Source organism: Actinomyces haliotis (assembly GCF_015355765.1).
GTDB lineage: Bacteria > Actinomycetota > Actinomycetes > Actinomycetales > Actinomycetaceae > Actinomyces > Actinomyces haliotis.
On record NZ_JACWNA010000008.1, the window covers coordinates 38,455 to 60,808 of the forward strand.

Sequence of the window (22,354 nt, forward strand, 5' to 3'; positions counted from 1 at the left end):
GCCGGGGCGCCGTCGGCTCAGATGTCGTCGATGTCCTCGTAGGACCGCGGGTCCTCGATGGGCTCGAGGTGCGCGGACACGTGGAGCGCCGGGTCGACGGCGACGAGGGCGTCGATGACCTCCTCGGTGAGGTCGTGCCCCTTCTTGACGGACCAGTCGCCTGGGACGAGCACGTCGAGGTGGGCGAAGCGTCGGTTGCCGGCCTCGCGCACGCGGACCGCGTGGAAGTCGATCCGCCCGTCCTTCCGGTAGGAGTCGAGGACGCCCGTGATGTGCGCGAGGGACTCCTCGCTGGGTGCCACGTCCATGAGCCCGTCGATCGAGTCCCGGATGAGGCGGAAGCCGGTCCACATGATGTTGACGCCCGCGAGGAGCGCGATGATCGCGTCGAGCACGGGGGAGTGGAAGACCGCCACGAGGCCGACGCCGATGAGGACCGCCGCGGAGGTGACGACGTCCGTCGCCAGGTGCTTCGCGTCGGCGACGAGGGTCTTGGAGCTCTCCTCCATGCCCTTGCGGTAGAGGACCCAGGCGACCGCGCCGTTGATGATCGAGGCTCCGACGGAGATGAGGAGGCCGACGCTCAGCTGCTCCGGCATGACGGGGCTGATGATGCGGCCGATCGCCGAGTACACGATGAAGGCGGCGGCGACGAAGATCATGACGCCCTCGAAGACCGCGGAGAAGTACTCGGCCTTGGAGTGCCCGAACTGGTGGTCGTCGTCCGCGGGGCGGATCGAGATCTTGAGGACGATGAGCGCGACGATCGCCGCCACGAGGTTGACGAGGGACTCCGCCGCGTCGGACAGGAGCCCGACTGACCCCGTGAGCCAGGCCGCGTAGGACTTGAGCGCGATGGTGGCGAGGGCGGCGCCGATCGAGAGCCACGCGTAGCGGCTCAGGTCCTTGGGCGGGGCGTAACGGGGTGAGGACATGGGCGGCAGTCTCGCGGTGCCCGGTGAACGGGGGCGAACCGAGGTTTCGGCGGGCCGTAAGCCCTCGCGTGAGCGGCGGCACCCCGGGCGGGCCCGCAGGTCCGGCGCTCACCCGGTCGGGGCCCGCCCTCGCCCCGCTAGGGTGGTCGGCGTGCTGACCGGCCTTCCGCTCGAGCTCGCCGTCCCCGACGCGCTGCCCGACACCTTCCGCGCCCTCGACCTGTCCGGGGTGCTGCTCAACGGGATCCTCGGCGGCCTCATCGCGCGGCGGAAGAACTTCGACCTCGTCGGCTTCGTCGTCCTCGCGATCCTCACCGCGACGGCCGGGGGCATCCTGCGCGACGTCATGATCCAGGCGGGCCCGCCCTTCGCGCTCACCGACCCCTACTACCTCTACACGGCCTGCGTCGGCGCGGTCATCGCCTGGTTCGCGCCCTTCCGGACCGCCGTCGCCCGGCGCTTCCTCGTCGTCGCCGACGCGGTCGTCCTCGGCACCTGGGCCGCGACCGGTGCGTCGAAGGCCCTCACCAACGGGCTCGGCGTCATGCCGGCGCTCCTGCTCGGCTGCCTCACGGCGGTGGGCGGCTCCATGATCCGCGACGTCTCCGTGGGGGAGACCCCAGCCGTCTACGGCGGCAACAAGCTCTACGCGGTGCCTGCCCTGTGCTCGGCCCTCACGGAGGTGCTGCTCGTGCGCGGGGGCCTGCCCGACGCCTACGCGATGCTCGTCGCGACCGTGGTCGGCGCTGGCACCTGCCTCCTGGCGTACTGGCGCGAGTGGCGCCTGCCGGTCGCGGAGGACTGGGAGCGCCGCCGTGCCGAGTGGGTCGCCGCGGGGCGGGTCCTCGGGTCTCGCCGTGGTCGGCCCACGACCGAGGTCGAGCGCGTCGGCTGGCGCCGGGCCCTCATGGCGCGGCCGCGCCGGGCGTCGCGGCGTCCCGTCCGTCGACGCCGCAAGCCGCTGGACCCGGCCGACCTCTGAACCGGGTCGCCAGGCGGCGCCCTGTCGCTCGTCCTGGCTCCGCGCGGCGGCGCGAGCGGTGTGACCGTCCTGGCCTCCGCCGCCGCGGCACGACGACGGGGCGCGGTCCCGTCGGCCGCATCGGCCCGGACCGCGCCCCGTGCGCGTGCAGCTGCTCCGCCGACCTCAGTCCTGGACGGGGTGGACCTCGGCGTCGTCGACGCTCACGGGCTCGTAGCTCGTGGTCTTGACCGTGCGGGTCGGGCCGTCGGCCGTGCGACGCGAGGAGGAGCCGGAGAAGACGCGCTCCTTGACGGCGTCGACGACGCGGTCGGTGAGGACCTCGCCCTGCTGCTTCGCGAAGGCGGTGGCGCGCGCGGAGGCGTTGTCGACGGTCTCTCGGACCTTGGGCTGCTCCGCGATCTTGGTGGCGGTGGCCTTGATGCGCTCGTACTGGGCGCGGCCGGCGCGCGTGCCGAGGACGTATCCGGCGCCGACGCCGAGGACGAAGGGGATCTTGCTGGCCATGAGGGCCTCCTGAGGGTCGAGTGGTCGGTCACGGTGCCGCGGCTCTCGGCGGTCGGTAGCCGCCTGTGAGGAGGGTGGGTGGCGAGGCGAGTGCCCCCGGCACCGTGCTCTGCGCCTCAGCATAGGGGCCTGACCTGTGGCGTCGCTGCCCCTCAGAGCGCTTTTGCGCCGCGGGCGGAGGGGCGGGTCTCGGTGAGGACGCGGTGCCGGCAAGGCCAGGCGACCCTTCCTTAGGTAAGACTTCCTTTGCTATACAGCGACATTGATTGGATCTACTGTGGCGCTATGAACGCCACCGAGACGCCCCGCACGGGTCGTGACCCGCGCCGCCTCAGCACACCCGAGCACGCGAGCGCCGAGCTGCCCCAGCAGCTGACCTCCCGGGTCGTCCCGCCGTGCCCGACGGCCGTGTCGCTCGCCCCGCTGTCCGGCCCCGAGCCCAGCGTCGAGAGTGCCGACGGCGCCGCGCCCGACGCTCGTGACGCGGCCTCGTCGCTCGCCTCCCGCCTCAACTGGCTCCGCGCCGGCGTCCTCGGCGCGAACGACGGCATCGTCTCCGTCGCCGGAGTCGTCATCGGCGTCGCCGCCGCCAGCCCGAGCGGCAACGGCGCCGTCCTCACCGCCGGCGTCGCCGCGATCGTCGCGGGCGCTCTGTCCATGGCCGCCGGCGAGTACGTCTCGGTCTCCACCCAGTCGGACACCGAGAAGGCCATGGTCGCCCGCCAGCGCGCCGAGCTCGCCGCGGACCCCGACGGCGGCGTCGAGGAGCTCGCCGCCCACTACCGCGCCAAGGGCCTCACGCCCGGCACCGCGCTCACGGTCGCCCGCGAGCTCACCGCGCACGACGCCGTCGCCGCCCACCTCGACGCCGAGCTCGGGCTGCGCGAGGACGACTACACCAACCCGTGGCAAGCGGCCGGCTCCAGCGCGGTCGCCTTCACCCTCGGCGCCCTCCTGCCGATGCTCGCCATCATGCTGCTGCCCCTCGGCGTGCGGATCCCGCTCACCTTCGTGGCCGTGCTCCTCGGCCTGGCCGTCACGGGCGGCGTCTCCGCCAGGCTGGGCGACGCCCCCGTCGGACGGGCCGTCCTGCGCAACGTCCTCGGCGGCGCGCTCGCCATGGCCGTCACCTGGGGCATCGGCCACCTCGTCGGCGCCGCCGTCTGACCCGGACGCCCGCACCGCACCGCCTGAACGAACGTGCCGCCCGTCGCCCCTTCCGGGGCCGACGGGCGGCACGTTCGTGTCGTTGGCGCTGCGGGGGTCGAGCGAGAGGGCCGTCCTCAGGCTCGGGCCGTGGCCTCGTCCGGGACCGGCGATCCGTCGCCCTGCGTGATCCAGGTGGGGAGGAGCCTCGCCAGCTCGTAGCCGTCGCGCCCCACGACGACGGGCACGTCCGCCTCCGCCAGGGTGCGCGCCTCCGGGCCCAGGCCCATGGGGTGCGCGAGCTGGGAGCCGGCGAGCACCTGCTCGCGCTCGCTGAGCTGACGGATCGCCACGGCAGCCACCCGGTCCGAGTGCTCGCGGACCACCTCGGAGTAGATGAGCGGGTCGTGCTGGCCGTCGTCGCCGATGAGCAGGAGCTCGAGGTCCGGCAGGTCGATCATGAGGCGGCGCAGCTCGGTGCGCTTGTGCTCGATGCCCGAGCGGAACCAGCCCGTGTTGGTCGGACCCCAGTCCGTCATGAGCTTCGGCGCCTCGGGAAAGCCGTTCTTGCGGAAGAAGGCGCGCAGCGTCGGGACGGCGTTCCAGGCGCCGGTCGACAGGAAGATGACCGGGGTGTCCGGGTGGGCCGAGCGGACCTTCTCGAGGAGGTCCGCCATGCCCGGGACCGGCTCACGGTTCGAGGCGTTCTTGATGAGCAGGTTCCAGGCCGCCAGGAAGATGCGGGGGACGTCGGTGACCATCGCGGTGTCGTCGATGTCCGAGACGATGCCGAGGTGGCGGCCCGGGGCGATGACGTTGACGCGGGTCGTGACCTCGCCCGCGCCGGCGGCGTCGATGATGACGTCCTGCCAGCCCGGCTCGAGCCCGTGGTCCCGTACGACGACGTCGACGTAGCCCCGCCTGTCGGCGCGGGTGCGGACCTGGACGCTGCCGACCGTGATCGTCACCGGCAGGTAGGGCACCGGGACGTCGATGAACTGGCGCCAGCCGCGCTGGGCGTCGAGAAGGGTGTCGAGGGCGACCTCGCGGACGGCCTGGGCGGAGGTCGGCAGCTCCTCCGGGATGGAGCGGAAGAGGGGACCCTCGGCGGGGGCGTCCGGCGGACGCATCACCATGCGGGCCAGGACCCGCGCCATCGAGCCCTCGCCTCCTGCGGAGCCGTAGCCGTCGTAGGCGACGACGCGCGGGCGCCAGCCCCGGGCCTTGAGGGCCGGGATCGTGTCCCGGTACAGGCGGAGCTCGGCGGCACGGGCGATGTCGGAGAAGGGCACGGAAGGATCCTAAGGGCACCGGAGGCCGCGCTGCGCGGCGACCGTGGGATCAGGAGCCGGCGGGCGTGCGGGCTCCGCGCCGCCTGCCCGGCCGGCCGGTCGCGTGCCAGAGGACGGCGCCCGTCCCCAGCGCCCAGAGCGTGTAGGAGGAGCCGACGACGGTCGCCCAGAAGGGCCAGTCCTGCTCGACGTGGTTCTGCTCGGGGAACCACCACTGCATGGCCAGCCCGAAGACGGCGAGGCCCGCGACCGCCGTCGTCAGCAGGCCGGGGGAGCGCCAGCGCAGGGCCGCGGCCGTGAGGGCCATGAGGGCGGGGAGACACCACACCCAGTGGTGGGACCAGGAGATCGGGGAGACGAGCAGCCCCGTCACCATCGCGACGGCCACCTGGACGGCGAGGACGGTGCCGTCACCGGTTGCCGCGTCGGCTGCGGAGCCGTCCGGCCCGTCCTCGGCGGAGCCGGCACGGACGGCGGGGCGAAGCGCGTCAAGGCGACGGAGCAGCAGCCACGCGCCCACGAGCACCGCGAGGACGAGAACCGCCCAGACCGCCGTCCACAGGCCCTCGGGGAGCCACCGCGCGACGAGGCCCTTGAGGTTCTGGTTCCCGGAGTAGTCGGAGAAGCCGGCACGACTCGGGTCCCACATCGCCGAGAGGAAGAACTGCGCGGACTCGCTCGGGGAGACCACCCAGCACAGCGCCGTCACGCCCACGGCCGTGCCGACCATCGTCGCCGCGGCCCGGCGCTCGCACCGTGCCAGGAGGACGAGGACCGCGATCGCCGGCGTCAGCTTGAAGGCCGCGGCGAGCCCGGACAGGACGCCGCGCCAGCGTGAGCCCGCGGGCACCGCCAGCAGGTCGAGGGCGACGAGGAGCATGAGGACCGCGTTGACCTGTCCGTACTCCATCGTCTTGTAGACCGGCTCGAGGACGACGACGCCGAGCAGCCCCAGCCACGGCGCGGCGCCCCACGCGAGGCGCGAGGAGGCGCCGAGCGCCCGAGCCGTGGCCCACCCGGTGACGGCGACGCACACGGGTGTGAGGAGGACGAGGAGCACCTGGGCGGCACGGTCCGACCCGAGCGTCAGGGGCGTGAGCGCCCAGGCCGCGAAGGGCGGGTAGGTGAAGGGCCACAGGTGCTGAGCCGGGTTCGCGTACCAGCCGTAGAGGCTTCCGCCGCCGTGCCACTGCTCGACGGCGTGGTAGTAGATCCAGGCGTCCAGCTTGAAGGACGCCGTGCCGTCCTTGCCCCACAGGGACGGGTAGGCGCTCACGAGGAGCCCGACCCAGCCCAGCAGCATCGCGACGGGCGCGGTGAGGGCGTCGGTGACGGTGCGCTTGAGCTGGTCCACGAGCCGGGAGTCTAGGGCCGTGCCCCGAGCGAGATCCGGACGCTCGTCTCAGCCCACGGCGTCGATGCTGCGGTGCGGCTTGGCCCGCTGGATGACCCGCAGGCCTCCGAGGAGGCCCACGACGCTGAGCCATCCGCAGGCGGCGACGAGCAGGTAGCCGCCGTGGGAGCCGCCGGCGTCGACCGCGTGACCGGCGAGGACCGAGCCGAGGGAGACACCGACGTTCATCGAGGTGGACAGCCAGGCCAGTCCCTCGGTGAGCTGGCCCGGCGCGACGACCGCCTGGACGATGTTGTTGCCCGTGGTGACCGTCGGCGCGATCGACATGCCCGTGAGGACCATGAGGACGAACAGGACGACGAGGTTCGGGGCGAGCATGAAGGTCGAGGCCCCGACCGCGAGGACGACCGTGCCCATGGCGATCTGCTTCCACAGCGGCCACGACCACGTGCGCGATCCGTAGACGAGGGCCGCGGTGAGCGAGCCGACGCCCCAGGCGGCCAGGACCACGCCGGCGGCCGACTTGCGACCCGCCTCGGTGGCGAAGGCGACCGCGGCGACGTCGTTCGCGCCGAACATCGCACCGGAGGCCGTGAAGATCGCGATGACGGCGATGACGGCGCCGTTGCGCAGGACCGGCGTCAGCGGCGCGGGTGCGAGCGCGGTCAGCTCCCCCTCGCGGCCCGGCGCCCCCTCGGCGAGGCGGGTACGGCGTCGGCTCGCTCGGGGATGGGGCGCGGGCTCGGTCGCGCGCTGCGCGAGGAACCACAGGGAGCCGACCGTCTGAAGCGTGATCGAGACGATCCAGCCGCTGGTCACCGGCAGCGCCGACGTCGTGCACAGCGCGGTGGCGAGGACCGGCCCGATGATGAAGGCGACCTCGTCGAAGGCCGCCTCGAGGGAGAAGGCCGTGTGGATCTCCGCGGGCCGGTCGAGGACCACGGTCCAGCGGGAGCGGACGAGGGAGCCCATCGAGCCGGCGAGGCCGCCGCCGAGGGCCGTGAGGACGATGAGGAGCCCGAGGGGCGCGTGCCGCGTCGTCGCGATGACGAGGGCGACCTCGGAGGCGGTGGAGCCGAGGACCGCGGGGAGCATGACGCGGGACTGCCCGTGGGCGTCGACGAGCCGAGCGAGGATCGGTGCTCCGACAGCGGCCGCGACGATGTTCGCCGCGGAGACGATGCCGGCCGCCGAGTAGTTCCCGTAGAGGCCCTGGATGGCGAGGATCGTCGAGATGCCGAACATGGACATCGGGAAGCGCGCGATCAGCCCGGCGATCGAGAAGCTCGCTGCGCCGGGCTTGGACAATATGCGTCCGTAGGTCGAGGCCATCGTGTGGTCCGAGTCCTTACTGGGTACTGGGCTGGGAGCGGTCTCCGGCGCCGCGACCAGGGGTGGGTCGCGGCGCCGGGCCGTGAGGTGCTGGGAGCCCGCCCGGGAGCGGGGCTGGGCCGCGTCAGCGGCTGGTGGGCTTGGCCTCGGTGCGCGAGACGGTGAAGCCCTTGCCGGTGATCTGGTTCCAGCACTCGATGCCGGACTCCGAGGAGGTGCAGGCGAAGGTGCCGTTCTTGGCGCTGGACCCGTAGTTGAGGGTCGCGCCGGAGGTCGAGTAGCCGCTCTCGCAGTTGCCCGAGGCCCCCGAGTCCTTCCCGACCGACACGGTGAAGGGCTTGTCCGCGCTGTTGTCGCAGGAGCCGTCGGTCGGGACGAAGGAGTGCTCGTTGATGGAGCAGGAGACGGAGTCCTCGCCGAGGCGGCAGGTGATGTTGCCGCTCGGCGCCGTGAAGGCGCTCATCTCGTCAGCGTCGTTGGGGGCCGGGTACTTGATGGTCTCGTCCGGGGTCGCTGAGGCCGTCGGGCTCGCCGACTCGCTGGCCTCCGCCGTCGGGACGGAGGTGACGGGGCCCGCCTGGGTGGAGACGGTGCCCTGCGTGGCAGTGGTGCCCGAGGGGTCGGAGCCGCCGTGGCTCGAGGAGAGGAACCAGACGACGAGGGCGACGACGGCGACGACGGCGATCGCGCCGAGCACCCACAGCCACGTGCTGGAGCGGCGCTCCGCCTCGCGCTCGGGGGTGCCGACGCCGAAGAGCGTCTCCTCCGCGGCCGACTGGGTCGGCTGCTGCGCGGTCTGGAACTGGGGCTGTGCCGGCTGCTGGTACTGGGGCTGCTGGTACTGCGTCTGCTGGTACTGGGGCTGAGCCGCCTCCGCGGCGGGCATGGCGGCGGTGGCCGCGGGGTCGACCGGCGGTAGCCCGCCCGGGAAGGCCTGGGTCGCCTGCGGGTCACGGCCGCGAAGACGCCGTGCCGTCTCGAGGGCGGCGTCGGTCCCGGCCTGGGTGCGCGAGGCGAGGACGGCGCTGACGTCGGCGTCGCCGAGCGAGCCGAGCCAGTCGAGCAGCGCCGGGTAGGTGCGCGGGTTCGCCGCGATGTACGGGCGCAGGCCCGGGTAGTTCTGAGCCAGCTCGTGCAGGGTCGACAGCTCGGCGTTCGGGTCCGTCGCGCGCGCGACGAGCTCATCCTGGGCCTGAGACATGGACGTCCTTCGGGGTCTGCGAGGTGCGCACGGCGGCAGGGGCGCGGCCCTCCGAGGCTCGGGCCGCGGTACGGGTGGCGCCCCGCCGAGCGCTGTCCTCGACGGGTACCGGTCCCCATGAGGGTACCCGAGGGGTGCCACCGGCGACCCTGACCGGTATCTTGGGGATCGCTGAGCGACGGCGGGGCCGCGTCGTCGCCGCACGCTCCCAGCACCCGCACCGGCCCGAGAGGAGGAGGCGCCATGACGGAGGCGTTGACCGGCACGAGCGACGCCGCGGGCTCGCACGCGCCGGGGCACCTCGAGGCGTCAGGACTCGATCCCGTCGCCGGGGCCGCGACCGACGTCGGTCGTACCCGCCCCGTCAACGAGGACGGCTACCTCGCCCTCGCCCCCGCCTTCCTCGTGGTCGACGGCATGGGCGGGCACGTCTCCGGCCGTGCCGCCACCCGCGCCGCCCTCGGTGAGCTCCGGGCCCTCGCGGGCACCGACGTCACGGACGAGGCCCAGGTGGTCGACGCCGTGACCGCCGCCGCCCGCGCCGTCGTCGCCATCCCCTCCGAGGCGCTCAACCCGCCCGGCTGCACCGTCGCCGGCGTCGTCCTGGCCGAGCTCGACGGCGACCCCGCCTGGATCGTGCTCAACATCGGCGACTCCCGCGTCTACCTCCTGCGAGACGACGTGCTCCGCCAGGTGACCGTCGACCACTCGCAGGTCCAGGAGCTCATCGACGCGGGTCGTCTCACGGAGGCCGAGGGGCGCGTGAGCCCCCGCCGCCACGTCATCACCCGGGCACTCGGCGGCGGCACCGAGGACTCCGGCGTGCCGGCCCTCCACCGCCTGGACGCCCGCCCGGGCGACCGCTTCCTCATCTGCTCCGACGGCGTCTCCGACGAGCTCGACGACGACGCCCTCGCGACCGTCCTCGGCGCCGGCATGGGCGCGCAGCGCACCGCCGAGCTCATCGTGGCCGCGGCCCTCGAGGCCGGCGGTCACGACAACACGACCGCCCTCGTCGTCGACGGCGCCCCCTCCCGCCGCGTCGCCGCGCCGGCCGACCCCGGCGAGGCGGCCGAGGCGCCTGAGGAGCCTGCCCCCGAGGAGCACCGGGCGTGAGCGAGCGCGAGGCCGTCGGACGGCTCGGCAGGGCGCTCCTCACCGAGGAGTCCACCGCTCCCGTCGACGGCGCCACCACCGGCGAGATGCCGGCCGTCGAGGCGTGAGCGGCACCGACCGCGCCGCGCGCCGGGGACGCGCTGGGCGCACGGGGCGACGAGCGGGCCACCGGACGCTGACGGTCCTCCTCGTCCTCGCGGTCCTCGCCGCGGCCTGCGTCGGCGGTGAGCTCTACGCCCGCGCGCGCGTCGCCCAGACCGTCCGCGACGCTCTGCCCGGCCTCAGTGATGACTCCTCGGTGACGACGGAGGGACTCGTTCTGCCCCAGCTCGTCCGCGGCGAGCTCACCTCCCTCGACGTCGACGCCTCCTCCCTCGAGCTCGACCCCAGCGCCGCAGGCGGGTCCGGGTCGGACGACGGCACCGGGCTCGTCACCACCGTCGAGCTCGCCGACGTCGACGCCTCCCTCGCCGACGTCGGAATCAGCGCGCCCCACCGGGCCGGAGCCCTCACCGCGACGGGCACCGTCTCCTGGGACTCGCTCGCCGCGCTCGTCGCCGCGCAAGACCCCGACCTGCCCGCCCTCACGCTCTCGCGGGCGGGCACCGGTGACGCCCTCACCGCCACGGCGACGGTGCTCGGGGTGGACGTGGGCCTGACGCTCGCGCCCTCCGTGTCCGATGGCGGCGGGATCGACCTCGCCGTCACCGGCGCGAGCCTCGCCGGGCAGGAGGTGGACCTCGACCGGCAGGTCGGCGGGAAGAGCCTCGCGTCGTGGCTCGGGCTGTCCTCGACGACCATCTCCGTGCCCGCCGACGCCCTGCCGGCCGGCCTGAGCGTCTCGACCGCCGCCGTCGCCGACGACGGGCTGCGCCTCACGCTCGCCGGCAAGGACCTCGAGCTCGACTCGCTCGGCGGCTGACCGGACGACTGAGCCGCGACCATCCCCTGCTCGGCTTCGCACCCTCTGCGCCGGCTCGCACCCTGTGCGCGCGGTTGATGCGGAGAGTTGGCGCGCACAGGGTGCGATGGTGAGCGAAGGGTGCGCCCCCGGGGCTAGGACGGGGAGTCGTCCCCAGGCGCCCTCGAGGTACTGGGACACGGCAAGCGCCTCGTATAGCCTGCGCGTGCGCCGGGCACCCGTCCCGGTGCGCGCGAGGAGAACCATGAGCACCCAGCCCGAGCAGCCCTACGGCGTTCCCGCACGCCCCGCCGCGCCCGCCGACGGCGCGCAGGTCCCGCCCTCGATCCCGCCGGCGGGAACCGACCGCCGCGCGAGCCGCGCCGCCTTCGAGCTCGCCCCCGGCTCGGGCTCCGGCCAGTCGCAGGCGTCCTCGCCGTCGAGCCCCGTCCGGGCCACCGAGGGGGGCATCGCCACTGGCAAGAACGCCATGGGACTGGCCGGCACGCCCTCGGGCGAGTCCTACCCGGCGCCCGCCGGCTCCCTGCCCTCGCGCAGCGAGCTCGAGTGGGAGGGCAAGCGCAGCGCCGCTGCGGACAGCCCCGAGTCCTCGACTGAGGCGGACCTCGAGCGCGCCGGAGAGCTCCTCGCCCGCGTCACCAAGACCTTCTCCCAGCGCGTCGTCGGCCAGCAGCAGCTGCGCGTCGCCCTCGTCTCCACGCTCATCGCCGGCGGGCACATCCTCCTCGAGTCCGTCCCCGGCCTGGCCAAGACGACCGCTGCGCAGACCCTCGCCTCGGCCGTCTCCGGCTCCTTCCACCGGATCCAGTGCACCCCGGACCTCATGCCGAACGACATCATCGGCACCCAGGTCCTCAACTACTCCACCGGTGAGCTCACCACCCAGCTCGGCCCGGTGCACGCCAACATCGTCCTCCTCGACGAGATCAACCGCTCCAGCGCCAAGACCCAGTCGGCGATGCTCGAGGCCATGCAGGAGCGACAGACCTCCATCGGCGGCGTCGTGTACCCGCTGCCCAAGCCCTTCATGGTCCTGGCCACCCAGAACCCGATCGAGGAGGAGGGCACCTACGTCCTCCCCGAGGCCCAGATGGACCGCTTCCTCATGAAGGAGGTTCTCACCTACCCCAAGCCCGCCGAGGAGGCTGACGTCCTCGACCGCATCTCGAAGGGCACCTTCGGCAAGCCGATCACGACGCCCCCGATCTCCACCGACGACGTCCTGTGGCTCCAGGGCGCCGTCGAGCGCGTCTACGTCGACCCGGTCATCAAGCAGTACATCGTGGCGCTGGTCAACACCTCCCGCGGCGGCGGCCCCCGGCCCGTCCAGGGCCTCGAGCGACACGTCCGCGTGGGCGCCTCGCCCCGTGGCGGCATCGCCCTCATGAAGGTCGCCCAGGCGATCGCCCTGCAGGCCGGCCGCACCTACGTCACCCCCGACGACGTCGGCCTCCTGCGCCACGCCGTCCTGCGTCACCGCCTCGTCCTCACCTACGACGCCCTCGCCGACGACGTCGCGCCCGAGTCCATCATCGACGCGATCTTCGCGGCCGTCCCCACCCCGTGAGCGGGGCGCAGGCAGCGATCGCCATGAGTCCCAGGCACGCCCCCGAGCGGGTGCAGGAGACCGAGCGGACGGGGCCCGGCGGCGAGCGCCGTCGCGGCTCCCGCGTCGCGCGCGTGCGCGGACGCCTGTCCCTGCCCACCATGCGCCGCGCCACCGGCCTGCTCGACGGCCGCCACAAGTCGGTCCTCCTCGGCCACGGCCAGGACTTCGACGACCTCTCCGCCTACCGCCCCGGCGACGACGTCACGGACATCGACTGGAAGGCCTCCGCGAGGATCGGACAGCCTGTCATCAAGCGCTACCAGCGCGAGTCCAACCTCCCGCTCGTCCTCGCCGTCGACACCGGCCGCACCATGGCCGCCCAGGCGCCGTCGGGCGAGGACAAGCGCGAGCTCGTCCTCGGCGTCGCCGAGGTTTTCGCCTACCTGGCCCGCCTGCGCGGCGACACCGTCGCCCTCGTCGCCGGGGACGCCGAGCGCACCGTCCACCGGCCGCCCCGTGCCGGCTCCGAGCACTCCGAGACCCTCCTGGCTCTCCTCGCCCGTCAGCTCGACGAGCTCACCGTCACCCGGGAGCACCACGGCCGCGAGACCGTCGAGGTCGCGCCCGGCGCCCCCGCCTCCGACCTCGGCGAGCTCCTCCACAACGTCTCCACCTGGCACCGGCGACGCAGCCTCGTCGTCCTCATCACCGACACCTCGCACCCCGACGCGAGCACCGACCCCGCCGTCGCCGACTGGATCCGCCGCCTGTCCGCGCAGCACGAGCTCGCCGTCGTCCAGATCGCCGACGACGTCCCGCTCGCCCCCGGACGGGGCCGCGCCCGCGACATCGACCTGGGCGGTGAGGTCCCCGCCTTCCTCCGCGAGGACCTCGAGCTCGCCGCGCGGGCCGGCGCCGCCGAGCAGGCGCACCGCGACGCCGTCGACGCCCTCCTCGACGCCCGCCACATCGAGCACGTCGCCATCGAGTCCGACGACGCCCTCGTCGACTCCCTCGCCTCCCTGCTCGCCCGCCAGAGGCTCGCCTCCCGACGACGGGGGAGGCGCTGAGATGCAGCTCAACCCGCCCGTCCTCATGCCCGTGTGGATGACCGTCATCGCCATCATCGGCGTGATCCTCGCCGTCGTCTTCATCCTCCGCGCCGTCCTCGTCACCCTGCGCGACCGGTCCCGCGCCGTCGGTGACGTCCCCATGGCGCCCGACGAGCGACGCGAGTGGTCCCGGAAGGTCGAGGCCGCCGCGCGGCGCTACCGCGACGGCGAGACCGACCTGCGCGGCCTCCACCTCGAGCTCGCCGAGGTCCTGCGCGGCTTCGCCTCCGCCCGCTCCGGCGAGGACATCGACACCGCCACCGCCCGGGAGATCCTCGACATGGCCGACACCGCCGGCCCGCGCTCCATCGAGGAGCGCCTGCGCATCGTCCGCCGCGGCGGACGCCCCCTCGACACGAACCCCCTCGGGCACGTCGGCGAGCTCCTCGCCGTGTGGGAGCAGCCCTCCTTCGACCGCGACCCGCGGGCCGCCGCCGACGAGGCCGTCAAGGAGGCCGAGGAGGTGGTGCGCCGATGGTGACGCCCTGGCTCTTCGCCCTCCTCCTCGTCCTTATCGCGGTCGCCGTCGGCCTCGCCCTCGCCGGCCGGATCGGGGACGCCCCGCTGCGCCGCCGCAGCCGGACCGACGACGACGGCCCGCGCCGCGTCGCCAACTCGGCCGCGCTCCTGTCCAGCCCGCTCGTGCGCGCCCGGATCCGCCGGCGCCGCTGGCTCCACGCCGTGCTCGGCGCCCTCCTCGTCGTCGCCGTCGTCGCCGCCTCGGCCCTCGCCGGCCGCCCCGTGGACCGCCACGTGCGCAACGAGGCCCTCGCCAGCCGCGACATCGTCCTGTGCCTCGACGTCTCCACCTCGATGCTCACCACCGACGCGAAGATCCTCGACACCTTCTCCCAGATGCTCGACACCTTCGACGGCGAGCGCGTCGCCCTCGTCGCCTGGAACACGACGGCCCAGACGATGGTGCCGCTCACCGACGACTACGACCTCCTCCGCAGCCAGCTCACGAAGATCGCCGACGTCCTCGACTTCGAGCCCTACTACGGGAACCCGAAGCTCAACGCCTACTACAAGACCTTCTCCGGCGTCTTCGACACGGACCTCGAGGCCTCCTCCCTCGACGGCGACGGGCTCGCCTCGTGCACCGCCGCCTTCGGCGACCCCGTCAAGGACCGCTCCCGCTCCGTCATCCTCGCCACGGACAACCAGGTCCTGGACCCTGACAGCCAGGAGATCTACAGCCTCTCCGAGGCCGCGGACCTCGCCGCCAAGCGCGGTGTGCGGATCTTCTCGCTCTACGGCGCGGACCCCGACCTCCAGGACCCGGGCACCACCCAGGCGGACCTCGACCGCGCCCGCCAGGAGCTCAAGGAGGTCACCACCTCCCACGACGGGCGCTTCTACGAGGTCGATGACGCTGACGCCGCCGGCGGCATCGTCAAGGAGCTCGAGAGCGACCAGGTCGAGGAGCTCACGGACAACACGCAGGTGCGGGTCTCCGACACGCCGCAGCTGGCCGGCGGGGTCCTCGCGATCGCGCTGCTCCTCCTGCTCGGGCTCGGCGCGTGGAGGCGGGCATGACCTTCCAACCCCTCTTCGGCTGGGGCCTCACGGTCCTCTTCGCCCTCGCCGCCGCAGGCCTCCTGTGGTGGGCGCGGCGCGCCGCCCTCGCCCCGACCGCCGACGCCGGTGCGCGCACCTCGTGGGGCCGCCGCGTCGCCCTCGCGGTGGTCGTCCTCCTCGTCCTCGCCGGGCCGAGCGTGCCCGTCACCGAGTCCGTCGCCGTCTCCAGCCTCGAGATCTACCTCGTCGTCGACCGCACGGGCTCCATGGGGGCCGAGGACTGGGCCGGCGGACCGAGCGCCGGCGGCGGGACCCGCCTCGACGGCGTCCGCGCCGACCTCACCGCCATCAAGGACGCCCACCCCGACGCCCGCTACTCGATCATTGCCCTCGACTCCGCGGCCAAGACCGAGCTGCCGCTCACGAGCGACGTCGACGCCGTCACCGCCTGGATCAACGCCCTGCGCCAGGAGACGACGGACCGCTCCGGGGGCTCCAGCCTCGAGCGCGCCCTGCCGCTCCTCTCGCAGACGCTCTCCGCCTCCCAGGACTCGTCCCCCGAGGACGCCCGCGTCGTCTACGTCCTCTCCGACGGCGAGGCCACCGACGGCGGCGCCGCCGCCAACGAGGCCAAGAAGGACGGCGTCACGTGGAAGCAGGTCGGCACCATGGTCGACGGTGGCTCCGTCCTCGGCTACGGGACGAGCGAGGGAGGACGGATGCGCGAGTACGACGGCTCCGGCGCCACCGACGCGTCCTACATCCAGGACCCGACCACCGGGAAGGACGCCGTCTCCGTGCCGGACACGAAGGAGCTCAAGACGGTCGCGGACGACCTCGGCGTCTCCTACTACCAGGGCACCGGCGGCTCCGACGACGTCCCGACCAAGGACTTCACGGCCCTCCACGTCGACGAGGCCCTCACCGACGGGCGTGAGCGCAAGAGCTACCGCCGGTACCTCACGTGGCCGCTCGGTCTCGTGGCCGCCGGCATCCTCGGCTGGGAGGCCGTCGCTCTGGCGCGCACGGACCGCCGGCTGCGCCGCCTCACGGAGCCGGCCCCCGGCCGCACCGGCGCGGGAGGCCCCCGATGAGCACCTGGAACCCCACCGGGCCGGGCGACCCGGCCGGCGACACCCGCTTCCGCCCCGGGGGCACGAGCGAGGACGAGGCGCGCGCCTACGGCGAGTCCGTCGGCGTCGCACCGGACCCAGCCGCCCCCGACGGCGACGCCCCCGAGGACTCCGCGGCCCGCGCGGCACGACTGCGCCGACGCCGTCGGCTCCTCACCTGGGGCGGCGTGCCCGCCGCGATCGTCCTCCTGCTCTCCGTCTGGCTCGGGACCGTCAGCCTCCTCACCCTGCTCGGCAACCGCGCCGCCGTCCACGAGAGCTACAAGACCGCCGTGTCCCGCTACTCGGGGGTCGAGACCCTCAACCCCGTGCTCGAGCAGTGGCGCGTCCACTACAACCTCGGCACCGCCCAGCTGATGGCGGGCGACGTCGACGGCGCCGTGAGCGAGCTCGAGGAGGCGCTCACGAGAGCGCCCAAGGCGGACACGATCACCGCCAAGGGCTCCGACGGCACCACCGTCACCGCCCTGGACCCGACGGCCCCCGAGTGCCTCGTGCGCGTCAACCTCTACGCCGCCCACACCTCCGCCGCCGCCAGCGCCCAGAAGGACGGGGACACCGAGAAGGCCTCCGACGAGCAGGCCGCCGCGAAGAAGGCCGCGGGCGACTGCAGCGTCCCGCCGCAGGACCCGTCGAGCGACCCGAGCTCCACGCCGTCGGGCGACCCGACGTCCCAGCCGAGCCAGAACCCGGGCCCGACCCCGTCCGATCAGCCGAGCGGCTCCGCGAGCCCGACGGCGGACCCCTCCTCGAGCGCCTCGGCCACGCCGAGCCAGGACCCGAGCGCGATGGCCAGCCAGTCCGCCTCGGTGGACCCGACGTCGAGCCCGTCGGTGAGCGAGGGGCCGACGAGCACGCCGAGCCCCGTCGACGAGAAGCAGAAGAAGCTCGACGAGCGCAATGGCGACGCCAACCAGGACGGCGGCTCGTCGGTGGGCGGCACGAAGAGCTGGTGAGGCCGGCGGGCCCCTGGTCGTCCAGGCTCTGACCGGCCGGACCAGTCCCGGTGGGCGTGCCCCGGGGCAGCGGTGCGCGCCCGGTCGCGGGGCGAGGGGATCAGGCCTGGGTGGACTCCGTGGCGCTGGGCTGCGGCACCGCGGGGACCGGGTGGTCCGGCATCGCGGCGCCGACGGCGCGCAGGACGAAGAGGTCGAGGGCCGTGAGGTACTCCTCGCGCGCGACCGGGTCCGTCGGGGTGGGGCGACCGCCCATGACGCAGGCGTGGACGAGGGGGATGACCTGGCGCAGGTCCTGCTGCGGGATCTCTCCGGCCTCCATGGCCTCGCTCAGGACCTGGGCGAGCATCTGCGCCATGAGCCCGCCGTGGGCGCGCAGCCGCCCGGCAGTGCCGCGGGAGACCGAGGAGGACAGCGGGCCCGTCGTCGGGAAGTGGAACTGGCGCTTGATGAGGGCCTGCTGGCGGACGTAGACCCGGAGGCGGTCGACGGGGTCCTCGGTGCCCTCGAGGGCGCGTGTGAGCTCAGCCGCGTAGCGCGAGGCCTCGTCCTCCATGAAGGCGAGGAGGAGGTCCTCCTTGTCCGCGAAGTGGTTGTAGACCGCGGTGCGCCCGACGCCCGCGTGCGCGGCGACGTCGGAGAGGGTGATCTTGTCGAAGGAGCGCTGGTTCATGAGCTCGGCCAGGGCTCCGAAGAGGGCGCTGCGGGTGCGCTCGCGGTGCTCGGCGAGCGAGTTCCCCATGATCTTCGGCATGGGATGACCCTAGCCCAGAAGGTGACGGAACGTGATGTGACGTCAGGAAAGGTGGGGACGTGGCGCGCCTCTGTCAGGCGGACGGAGCGAGGGCGACGGCCTCACGGATGGCGGTGAGGATCGGCAGGTCCGCCGGCAGCCACGGCAGCTCCGCCACCTCGTCGAGCGGCACCCACGACATCGACTCGTGCGCCGTGCCCCGTCGCGGCCCGTGCTCCGGGTCGGCCGGTTCGGCGAGCCAGACGCGCATGCGGTAGCCGTGCATCGCGGGCCAGGAGGCGGCGTCGTCGCCGGGGTGCGTCGACGGGTCGGCGACGTCGGCGCCCGCGGGCGTCCCGACGGCGAGCGTGGGGGAGGGACGGACCTCCTCGCCGAGCCCCACCTCGAGGTCGATCTCCTCGCGGAGCTCGCGGGCGAGAGCCTCCGTGGGCGTCTCGCCGGTCTCGACCTTCCCGCCGGGGAGCTCGTACTGGCCGGCGTGCTCGGCGGGGTAGGAGCGGGCGGTGCACAGCATCGTCGTCGGGTGCTCGAGGGAGTCGAGGACGGCCGCGGCGACGACGAGGCGCGAGGCGGGCGAGGGGATCTCGGAGCGCTTCGGGCCGGCGAGGGGAGTGGGGCCGGTGGAAGCGTCGTCGGCGGAGAAGGTCATGGCTGCGACCCTAGCGGAGCGACTGGGGCGGACGGAGGCGCGCACAGCAACGCCTGGCACACTGCGGGCCGTGAACACGGACTGGGAGGCGCTCTGGCAGGACGCGGTCGCGCGCACCCGCCCCGACGGGCTCGCGGACGCCCGTGCCCTGTGGCCCGCGCTCGCCCTGCTCGTCGTCGTGCTCGCCTGGCGCCCGGCCCGGCGCTGGGGCCGCACCCTCGTCACCATCGTCCACGAGGCCGGTCACGCCGGGGTCGGCGTCCTGGTGGGGCGGCGATTCCAGGGATTCGTCGTCGAGCGCGACCTGTCCGGGCACGCCGTCACCGCCGGACGCAGCCGCGGCCCGGGACGGATCGCGACCACCTGGGCGGGGTACCCGACGCCAGCCGTCCTCGGTGCGCTCGTCGTCGTTGCCGCCGTCCACGGCTGGGGCGGCGTCGTCCTCGTCTGCGCGCTCGCGGCAGGGCTCGTCCTTCTCGTCATGTCCCGCTCCTGGCGCACGGCCGGCCTCGTCCTCCTCGTCGGGGCGCTGACGGCAGCCCTGTGGTGGTGGGGCGGGCCGTGGCGCGACGGCGTCGTCGGCGGGATCGGCCTCGCCCTCCTCCTGGGCGCCTGGGACTCCCTGCGCGACGTCGCCGCCAGCCGCGACCGCCACCAGGACCACGGCACCCTCGCTTCTCTCACGCCCTTGCCCGCCGGGTTCTGGCTCCTCACCTGGTTCCTCGCCGACGCCGCCGCGACCGCGCTCGCGGCGTGGACGGTCCTCCCTGTGCTGAGGATGGTCTGAGCGTCTCTCGCGCGCCCGCGCACCGACGGCTGCTCCTCGCACCGTCTGCTCGCCCTCGGTCCGTCATGAGCGGGCGCAGACGGTGCAAGGGCGCGCAGAGGGTGCGAAGCGGCGAGTGGGTTGTGGATTGAAGCGACATCGGGTCGTGGTTGGATCAGGCCGTGCCCCATCTGTCCGGCGTCTCCGCTGAGGCCCTGAGCCTCCTGTGCCTCGTGGTGGTCCTCGCCCTGGCGATCACCCGGCCGCGCGGGCTGCCCGAGGCAGCGTCGGCCGTCCCCGCCGCCGCGCTGCTCCTCGTGACCGGGGCCGTCACCACCGACCGCGTCGTCGCGGTCCTCCACGAGCTCGGAGGAACCGTCGCCTTCCTGGCCGTCATCCTCGTGCTCGCGCACCTGTGCGAGGCGGAGGGCCTGTTCGACTACGCGGGGCGGTGGACCTCGCGTCGGGCGCACGGGTCGCCGGGCAGGCTCCTCCTCCTCGTCTTCCTCATCGCCTCGCTCACGACCGCCGTCCTCAGCCTGGACGCCACCGTCGTGCTCCTGACCCCGGTCGTCCTCGCGACGGCCGCCCGCGTCGGCGCGGACGCCGAGCCGCACGTCTACGCCACCGCGCACCTCGCCAACGCCGCCTCGCTGCTCCTGCCCGTCTCCAACCTCACCAACCTGCTCGCCTTCCAGACGTCGGGCCTGTCCTTCGGGCGCTTCGCGGTCCTCATGGCCGTTCCGTGGCTCCTCGCGATCGGCCTCGACTACGTCGTCCTGCGGCTGCGCTTCGCCTCGAGGCTGCGGACGGGGCGGCCGGCAGCGGGCGAGGAACGAGATGCTCCTGTCCCTACCGTGGCACTCGTGGTCCTGGCGCTCGTGCTCGTCGGCTTCGCGGCGTGCTCGGCGCTGGGGATCGCGATCGTCTGGCCCGCCGTGGCCGGGGCCGTCATCCTCCTGGTCAAGCGGCTGCTGCGTCCCGCTGATGCAGGTGACGACGACGGCGCCGCCCCGGAGAGCCGTCCCGGCCGCGTGCGGCACGAGCTCGGCGCCGTCGTGCGCGCCGCGAACCCGCTCTTCCTCCTCTTCGTCCTCGCGCTGGGCGTCGTCGTGGACGGCGCCGTCGACCACGGGCTGGGCGACCTCGTCGGCCGAGTCCTGCCCTCCTCGACGGGGCTGCTCTCCCTCCTCGGTCTCGCCGTCGCGGCCGCGGTGGCCGCCAACCTCGTCAACAACCTCCCGGCGACGCTCATGCTCGTGCCACTGACCGCCCCCCTCGGGCCCGTCGCTGTCCTCGCCGTCCTCATCGGCGTCAACGTGGGCCCCAACCTCACCTACGTCGGATCGCTCGCGACGCTCCTGTGGCGGCGGGTCCTCCTCGGTCACGGCGCCCGGTCCGAGCTGGTCGAGTTCACGCGGCTCGGCCTCATGGTCGTGCCGGTCTCCCTCGTCGCGTGCACGACGGCGCTGTGGGCGGCGGCCCGGGTCCTCGGGGTCTAGACGGGGTCCCGGGGGACGCGGCGATCGCGGGAGCAGGGGGACTCGACGGATCGACGCTGCTACCATCTCGGGCACGGCGCGCCAACGCCGAGCGGACGACGGCCCGGTCCCGTCGAGACCTCCGCGAAGGGGAGCGAATCCTCCGGCGCCACCGACGTAGTCACCACCAGAGTCGTCGTCCCACGACCGTGCGACGCACCCGATGGACCAGCCGAGGCGGCGACGACCGGGGTCGAATCCGCCGGAAGGACCCGTCGTGACGACTGACCGCGACTTCAAGAACCTCGTACGCGCACGCATGATCGAGACGGGCGAGCCGTACACGGCCGCCCGTGCCGCGCTCCTCGAGCATCGCGACGAGGCGCAGCGCTTCCACGACCGCACCGTGCGCTCCTTCCTGCGCGACGGCCGGCTCGTCTCCGTCCCGGCGCGGCGACGGGCTCGCGTCGTCATCCTGCTGGAGCTTCTCGGGCTCTTCGAGGCGGGCCGTGCCTACCCCGAGCGGGAGGTCAACGACATCCTCCGGCCCGTTCACGAGGACGTCGCCTACCTTCGTCGTGAGCTCGTCGACTACGGCTTCCTCACTCGCGCCAACGGCGTCTACCGGGTCGCCGAGGCCCTGCCCGAGGCACACGGAAACGTCGCCGGCGAGCTGCCGGAGGACGTCGACTCGCGCTTCGCACGAGCCGTCCGCGGAGGGGGCCGCAGCGCGTCCGCGCTGGGCTGATCCGGACGGCGAGGACCGGCACCCCCTGGGCGAGGCTCCCCGGCGGCCGCTAGTCTCCCCGCAGGAGCAGGCGCCGCCTGGGCGCCCCGCAACGAGAGGACTCACCATGATCAACCCCGTCAAGATGGCCGGACGCGCCATGCTCGCCACCGTGTTCATCGGCGGTGGCCTCAACCAGCTCAAGAGCGCCGCCCAGCTCGGCCCGGTCGTCGACTCCGCCAAGGAGGAGTACGCGATCGACGTCGACGTCCCCGGCGAGACCCTCGTCAAGCTCAACGGCGCCGGCATGATGGCCGCCGGCTCCGCCATGGCCCTGGGCATCCTGCCCCACGTCTCCGCCCTCAGCCTCGTCGGCCTCCTCGTCCCCACGACGATCGTCGGCCACCCCTTCTGGAAGGAGACCGAGGATGCCGCGAAGCAGACGCAGATGACCTCCTTCGCCTCCAACACGGCGGTCGCCGGCGGCCTCCTCATGGTCGCCGCCAGCTGAGCGTCAGCCTCGGCGTCTCGCGGCACGACGACGTTGACGCCCGGGCCCGCGCACGAGTGAGCCGGTCTCCCACCTGGGGGCCGGCTCACTCGTGTCCTGCCGCTCCTGGGCTCGCGCCCGCACGCAGGGCACGACAAAGGCCCGGAACCGTGCGGTTCCGGGCCTTGCGGCGGAGCGGGTGACGGGAATCGAACCCGCGCTGTCAGCTTGGGAAGCTGAAGTTCTACCATTGAACTACACCCGCGCGCTCACCAGTGGTGAGGTGCTGGAGCAGCATACCCCACGCGCACGCCAGCACCGAAAACGGCACGATTCGGCCACGGACCAGCCGTGAAGCACGCAGATGCGCCGGGTGACCGGGATCCGCGGCTACTGTGACCGCAGCGGGCACCGAGCCCGCTACCCCCG

22 protein-coding genes and 1 tRNA gene are annotated in these 22,354 nt (G+C 73.7%); 14 read left to right on the forward strand and 9 right to left on the reverse strand.

Annotated features, from left to right (window positions below; genetic code table 11):
• Positions 1-17: 17 nt before the first annotated feature.
• Positions 18-935 (reverse strand): cation diffusion facilitator family transporter, encoded by a 918-nt coding sequence (locus tag IXW69_RS05785; RefSeq protein ID WP_194785409.1) that lies wholly within the window; start codon positions 933-935, stop codon positions 18-20.
• 151 nt (positions 936-1,086) lie between these two features.
• Here IXW69_RS05785 and IXW69_RS05790 point away from each other — a divergent pair, with 151 nt between their 5' ends.
• A complete protein-coding gene (locus tag IXW69_RS05790) occupies positions 1,087-1,917 on the forward strand; it encodes a trimeric intracellular cation channel family protein (protein WP_194785410.1) in 831 nt (276 codons plus the stop codon).
• Positions 1,918-2,082: 165 nt separating this feature from the next.
• On the opposite strand, the gene IXW69_RS05795 is transcribed toward IXW69_RS05790, so the two are convergent.
• On the reverse strand, positions 2,083-2,424 hold the full coding sequence (locus IXW69_RS05795; RefSeq protein WP_194785411.1) for a YtxH domain-containing protein: 342 nt from the start codon (positions 2,422-2,424) through the stop codon (positions 2,083-2,085).
• A 285-nt stretch (positions 2,425-2,709) separates the two neighbouring features.
• Here IXW69_RS05795 and IXW69_RS05800 point away from each other — a divergent pair, with 285 nt between their 5' ends.
• Positions 2,710-3,591 carry a VIT1/CCC1 transporter family protein gene (locus IXW69_RS05800; RefSeq protein WP_194785412.1) on the forward strand — a complete coding sequence of 294 codons (882 nt, stop codon included), beginning with the start codon at positions 2,710-2,712 and terminating at the stop codon, positions 3,589-3,591.
• 116 nt (positions 3,592-3,707) lie between these two features.
• Here IXW69_RS05800 and IXW69_RS05805 read toward each other — a convergent pair whose 3' ends face one another.
• The 4 genes from IXW69_RS05805 to IXW69_RS05820 all read right to left on the reverse strand — a co-directional run bounded on the left by IXW69_RS05805 (position 3,708) and on the right by IXW69_RS05820 (position 8,749).
• Positions 3,708-4,862: an App1 family protein gene (locus tag IXW69_RS05805; RefSeq protein ID WP_194785413.1), complete on the reverse strand. Its 1,155-nt coding sequence runs from the start codon at positions 4,860-4,862 to the stop codon at positions 3,708-3,710.
• Positions 4,863-4,911: 49 nt separating this feature from the next.
• Positions 4,912-6,165 carry a glycosyltransferase 87 family protein gene (locus tag IXW69_RS05810; protein ID WP_194785480.1) on the reverse strand — a complete coding sequence of 418 codons (1,254 nt, stop codon included), beginning with the start codon at positions 6,163-6,165 and terminating at the stop codon, positions 4,912-4,914.
• Between the two features lie 99 nt (positions 6,166-6,264).
• Positions 6,265-7,548: an MFS transporter gene (locus IXW69_RS05815; protein ID WP_194785414.1), complete on the reverse strand. Its 1,284-nt coding sequence runs from the start codon at positions 7,546-7,548 to the stop codon at positions 6,265-6,267.
• Positions 7,549-7,672: 124 nt separating this feature from the next.
• Positions 7,673-8,749 carry a variant leucine-rich repeat-containing protein gene (locus tag IXW69_RS05820; RefSeq protein WP_194785415.1) on the reverse strand — a complete coding sequence of 359 codons (1,077 nt, stop codon included), beginning with the start codon at positions 8,747-8,749 and terminating at the stop codon, positions 7,673-7,675.
• A gap of 243 nt (positions 8,750-8,992) precedes the next feature.
• Here IXW69_RS05820 and IXW69_RS05825 point away from each other — a divergent pair, with 243 nt between their 5' ends.
• From IXW69_RS05825 to IXW69_RS05860, 8 genes are all read left to right on the forward strand, one after another.
• Positions 8,993-9,865, forward strand: a complete 873-nt coding sequence (locus IXW69_RS05825; RefSeq protein WP_194785416.1) for a PP2C family protein-serine/threonine phosphatase — start codon at positions 8,993-8,995, stop codon at positions 9,863-9,865.
• Positions 9,866-9,968: 103 nt separating this feature from the next.
• A complete protein-coding gene (locus IXW69_RS05830) occupies positions 9,969-10,787 on the forward strand; it encodes an LmeA family phospholipid-binding protein (protein ID WP_194785417.1) in 819 nt (272 codons plus the stop codon).
• A 244-nt stretch (positions 10,788-11,031) separates the two neighbouring features.
• Positions 11,032-12,354, forward strand: coding sequence for an AAA family ATPase (locus IXW69_RS05835; RefSeq protein ID WP_228524879.1), 1,323 nt, complete (start codon positions 11,032-11,034; stop codon positions 12,352-12,354).
• 23 nt (positions 12,355-12,377) lie between these two features.
• Positions 12,378-13,406 carry a DUF58 domain-containing protein gene (locus tag IXW69_RS05840; RefSeq protein ID WP_194785418.1) on the forward strand — a complete coding sequence of 343 codons (1,029 nt, stop codon included), beginning with the start codon at positions 12,378-12,380 and terminating at the stop codon, positions 13,404-13,406.
• A gap of 1 nt (position 13,407) precedes the next feature.
• Entirely contained in the window at positions 13,408-13,929 is a 522-nt protein-coding gene (locus IXW69_RS05845; protein WP_194785419.1) for an alpha-amylase, read from the forward strand.
• Positions 13,923-14,987 (forward strand): vWA domain-containing protein, encoded by a 1,065-nt coding sequence (locus IXW69_RS05850; RefSeq protein ID WP_194785420.1) that lies wholly within the window; start codon positions 13,923-13,925, stop codon positions 14,985-14,987. The genes IXW69_RS05845 and IXW69_RS05850 overlap by 7 nt, the downstream gene beginning before the upstream one ends.
• Entirely contained in the window at positions 14,984-16,063 is a 1,080-nt protein-coding gene (locus IXW69_RS05855) for a vWA domain-containing protein (protein WP_194785421.1), read from the forward strand. The genes IXW69_RS05850 and IXW69_RS05855 overlap by 4 nt, the downstream gene beginning before the upstream one ends.
• The gene (locus IXW69_RS05860; protein ID WP_194785422.1) at positions 16,060-17,058 is read left to right on the forward strand and encodes a tetratricopeptide repeat protein; all 999 of its coding nucleotides are present in this window, start codon (positions 16,060-16,062) and stop codon (positions 17,056-17,058) included. The genes IXW69_RS05855 and IXW69_RS05860 overlap by 4 nt, the downstream gene beginning before the upstream one ends.
• Before the next feature lie 100 nt (positions 17,059-17,158).
• Here IXW69_RS05860 and IXW69_RS05865 read toward each other — a convergent pair whose 3' ends face one another.
• Both IXW69_RS05865 and IXW69_RS05870 read right to left on the reverse strand, forming a co-directional pair.
• Positions 17,159-17,812: a TetR/AcrR family transcriptional regulator gene (locus IXW69_RS05865; RefSeq protein WP_194785423.1), complete on the reverse strand. Its 654-nt coding sequence runs from the start codon at positions 17,810-17,812 to the stop codon at positions 17,159-17,161.
• Positions 17,813-17,885: 73 nt separating this feature from the next.
• Entirely contained in the window at positions 17,886-18,395 is a 510-nt protein-coding gene (locus tag IXW69_RS05870; RefSeq protein ID WP_323745202.1) for a (deoxy)nucleoside triphosphate pyrophosphohydrolase, read from the reverse strand.
• A 136-nt stretch (positions 18,396-18,531) separates the two neighbouring features.
• On the opposite strand from IXW69_RS05870, the gene IXW69_RS05875 reads away from it, so the two are divergent.
• The 4 genes from IXW69_RS05875 (at position 18,532) to IXW69_RS05890 (ending at position 21,946) form a co-directional block, all read left to right on the forward strand.
• Positions 18,532-19,248: a M50 family metallopeptidase gene (locus IXW69_RS05875; protein WP_407646533.1), complete on the forward strand. Its 717-nt coding sequence runs from the start codon at positions 18,532-18,534 to the stop codon at positions 19,246-19,248.
• A gap of 161 nt (positions 19,249-19,409) precedes the next feature.
• Positions 19,410-20,729, forward strand: a complete 1,320-nt coding sequence (locus IXW69_RS05880; RefSeq protein WP_323745198.1) for an SLC13 family permease — start codon at positions 19,410-19,412, stop codon at positions 20,727-20,729.
• Positions 20,730-20,985: 256 nt separating this feature from the next.
• Positions 20,986-21,456: a DUF2087 domain-containing protein gene (locus IXW69_RS05885; protein ID WP_194785426.1), complete on the forward strand. Its 471-nt coding sequence runs from the start codon at positions 20,986-20,988 to the stop codon at positions 21,454-21,456.
• A gap of 106 nt (positions 21,457-21,562) precedes the next feature.
• On the forward strand, positions 21,563-21,946 hold the full coding sequence (locus IXW69_RS05890; protein WP_194785427.1) for a DoxX family membrane protein: 384 nt from the start codon (positions 21,563-21,565) through the stop codon (positions 21,944-21,946).
• Positions 21,947-22,119: 173 nt separating this feature from the next.
• On the opposite strand, the gene IXW69_RS05895 is transcribed toward IXW69_RS05890, so the two are convergent.
• Positions 22,120-22,190, reverse strand: a tRNA-Gly gene (locus IXW69_RS05895).
• Between the last annotated feature and the right edge of the window lie 164 nt (positions 22,191-22,354).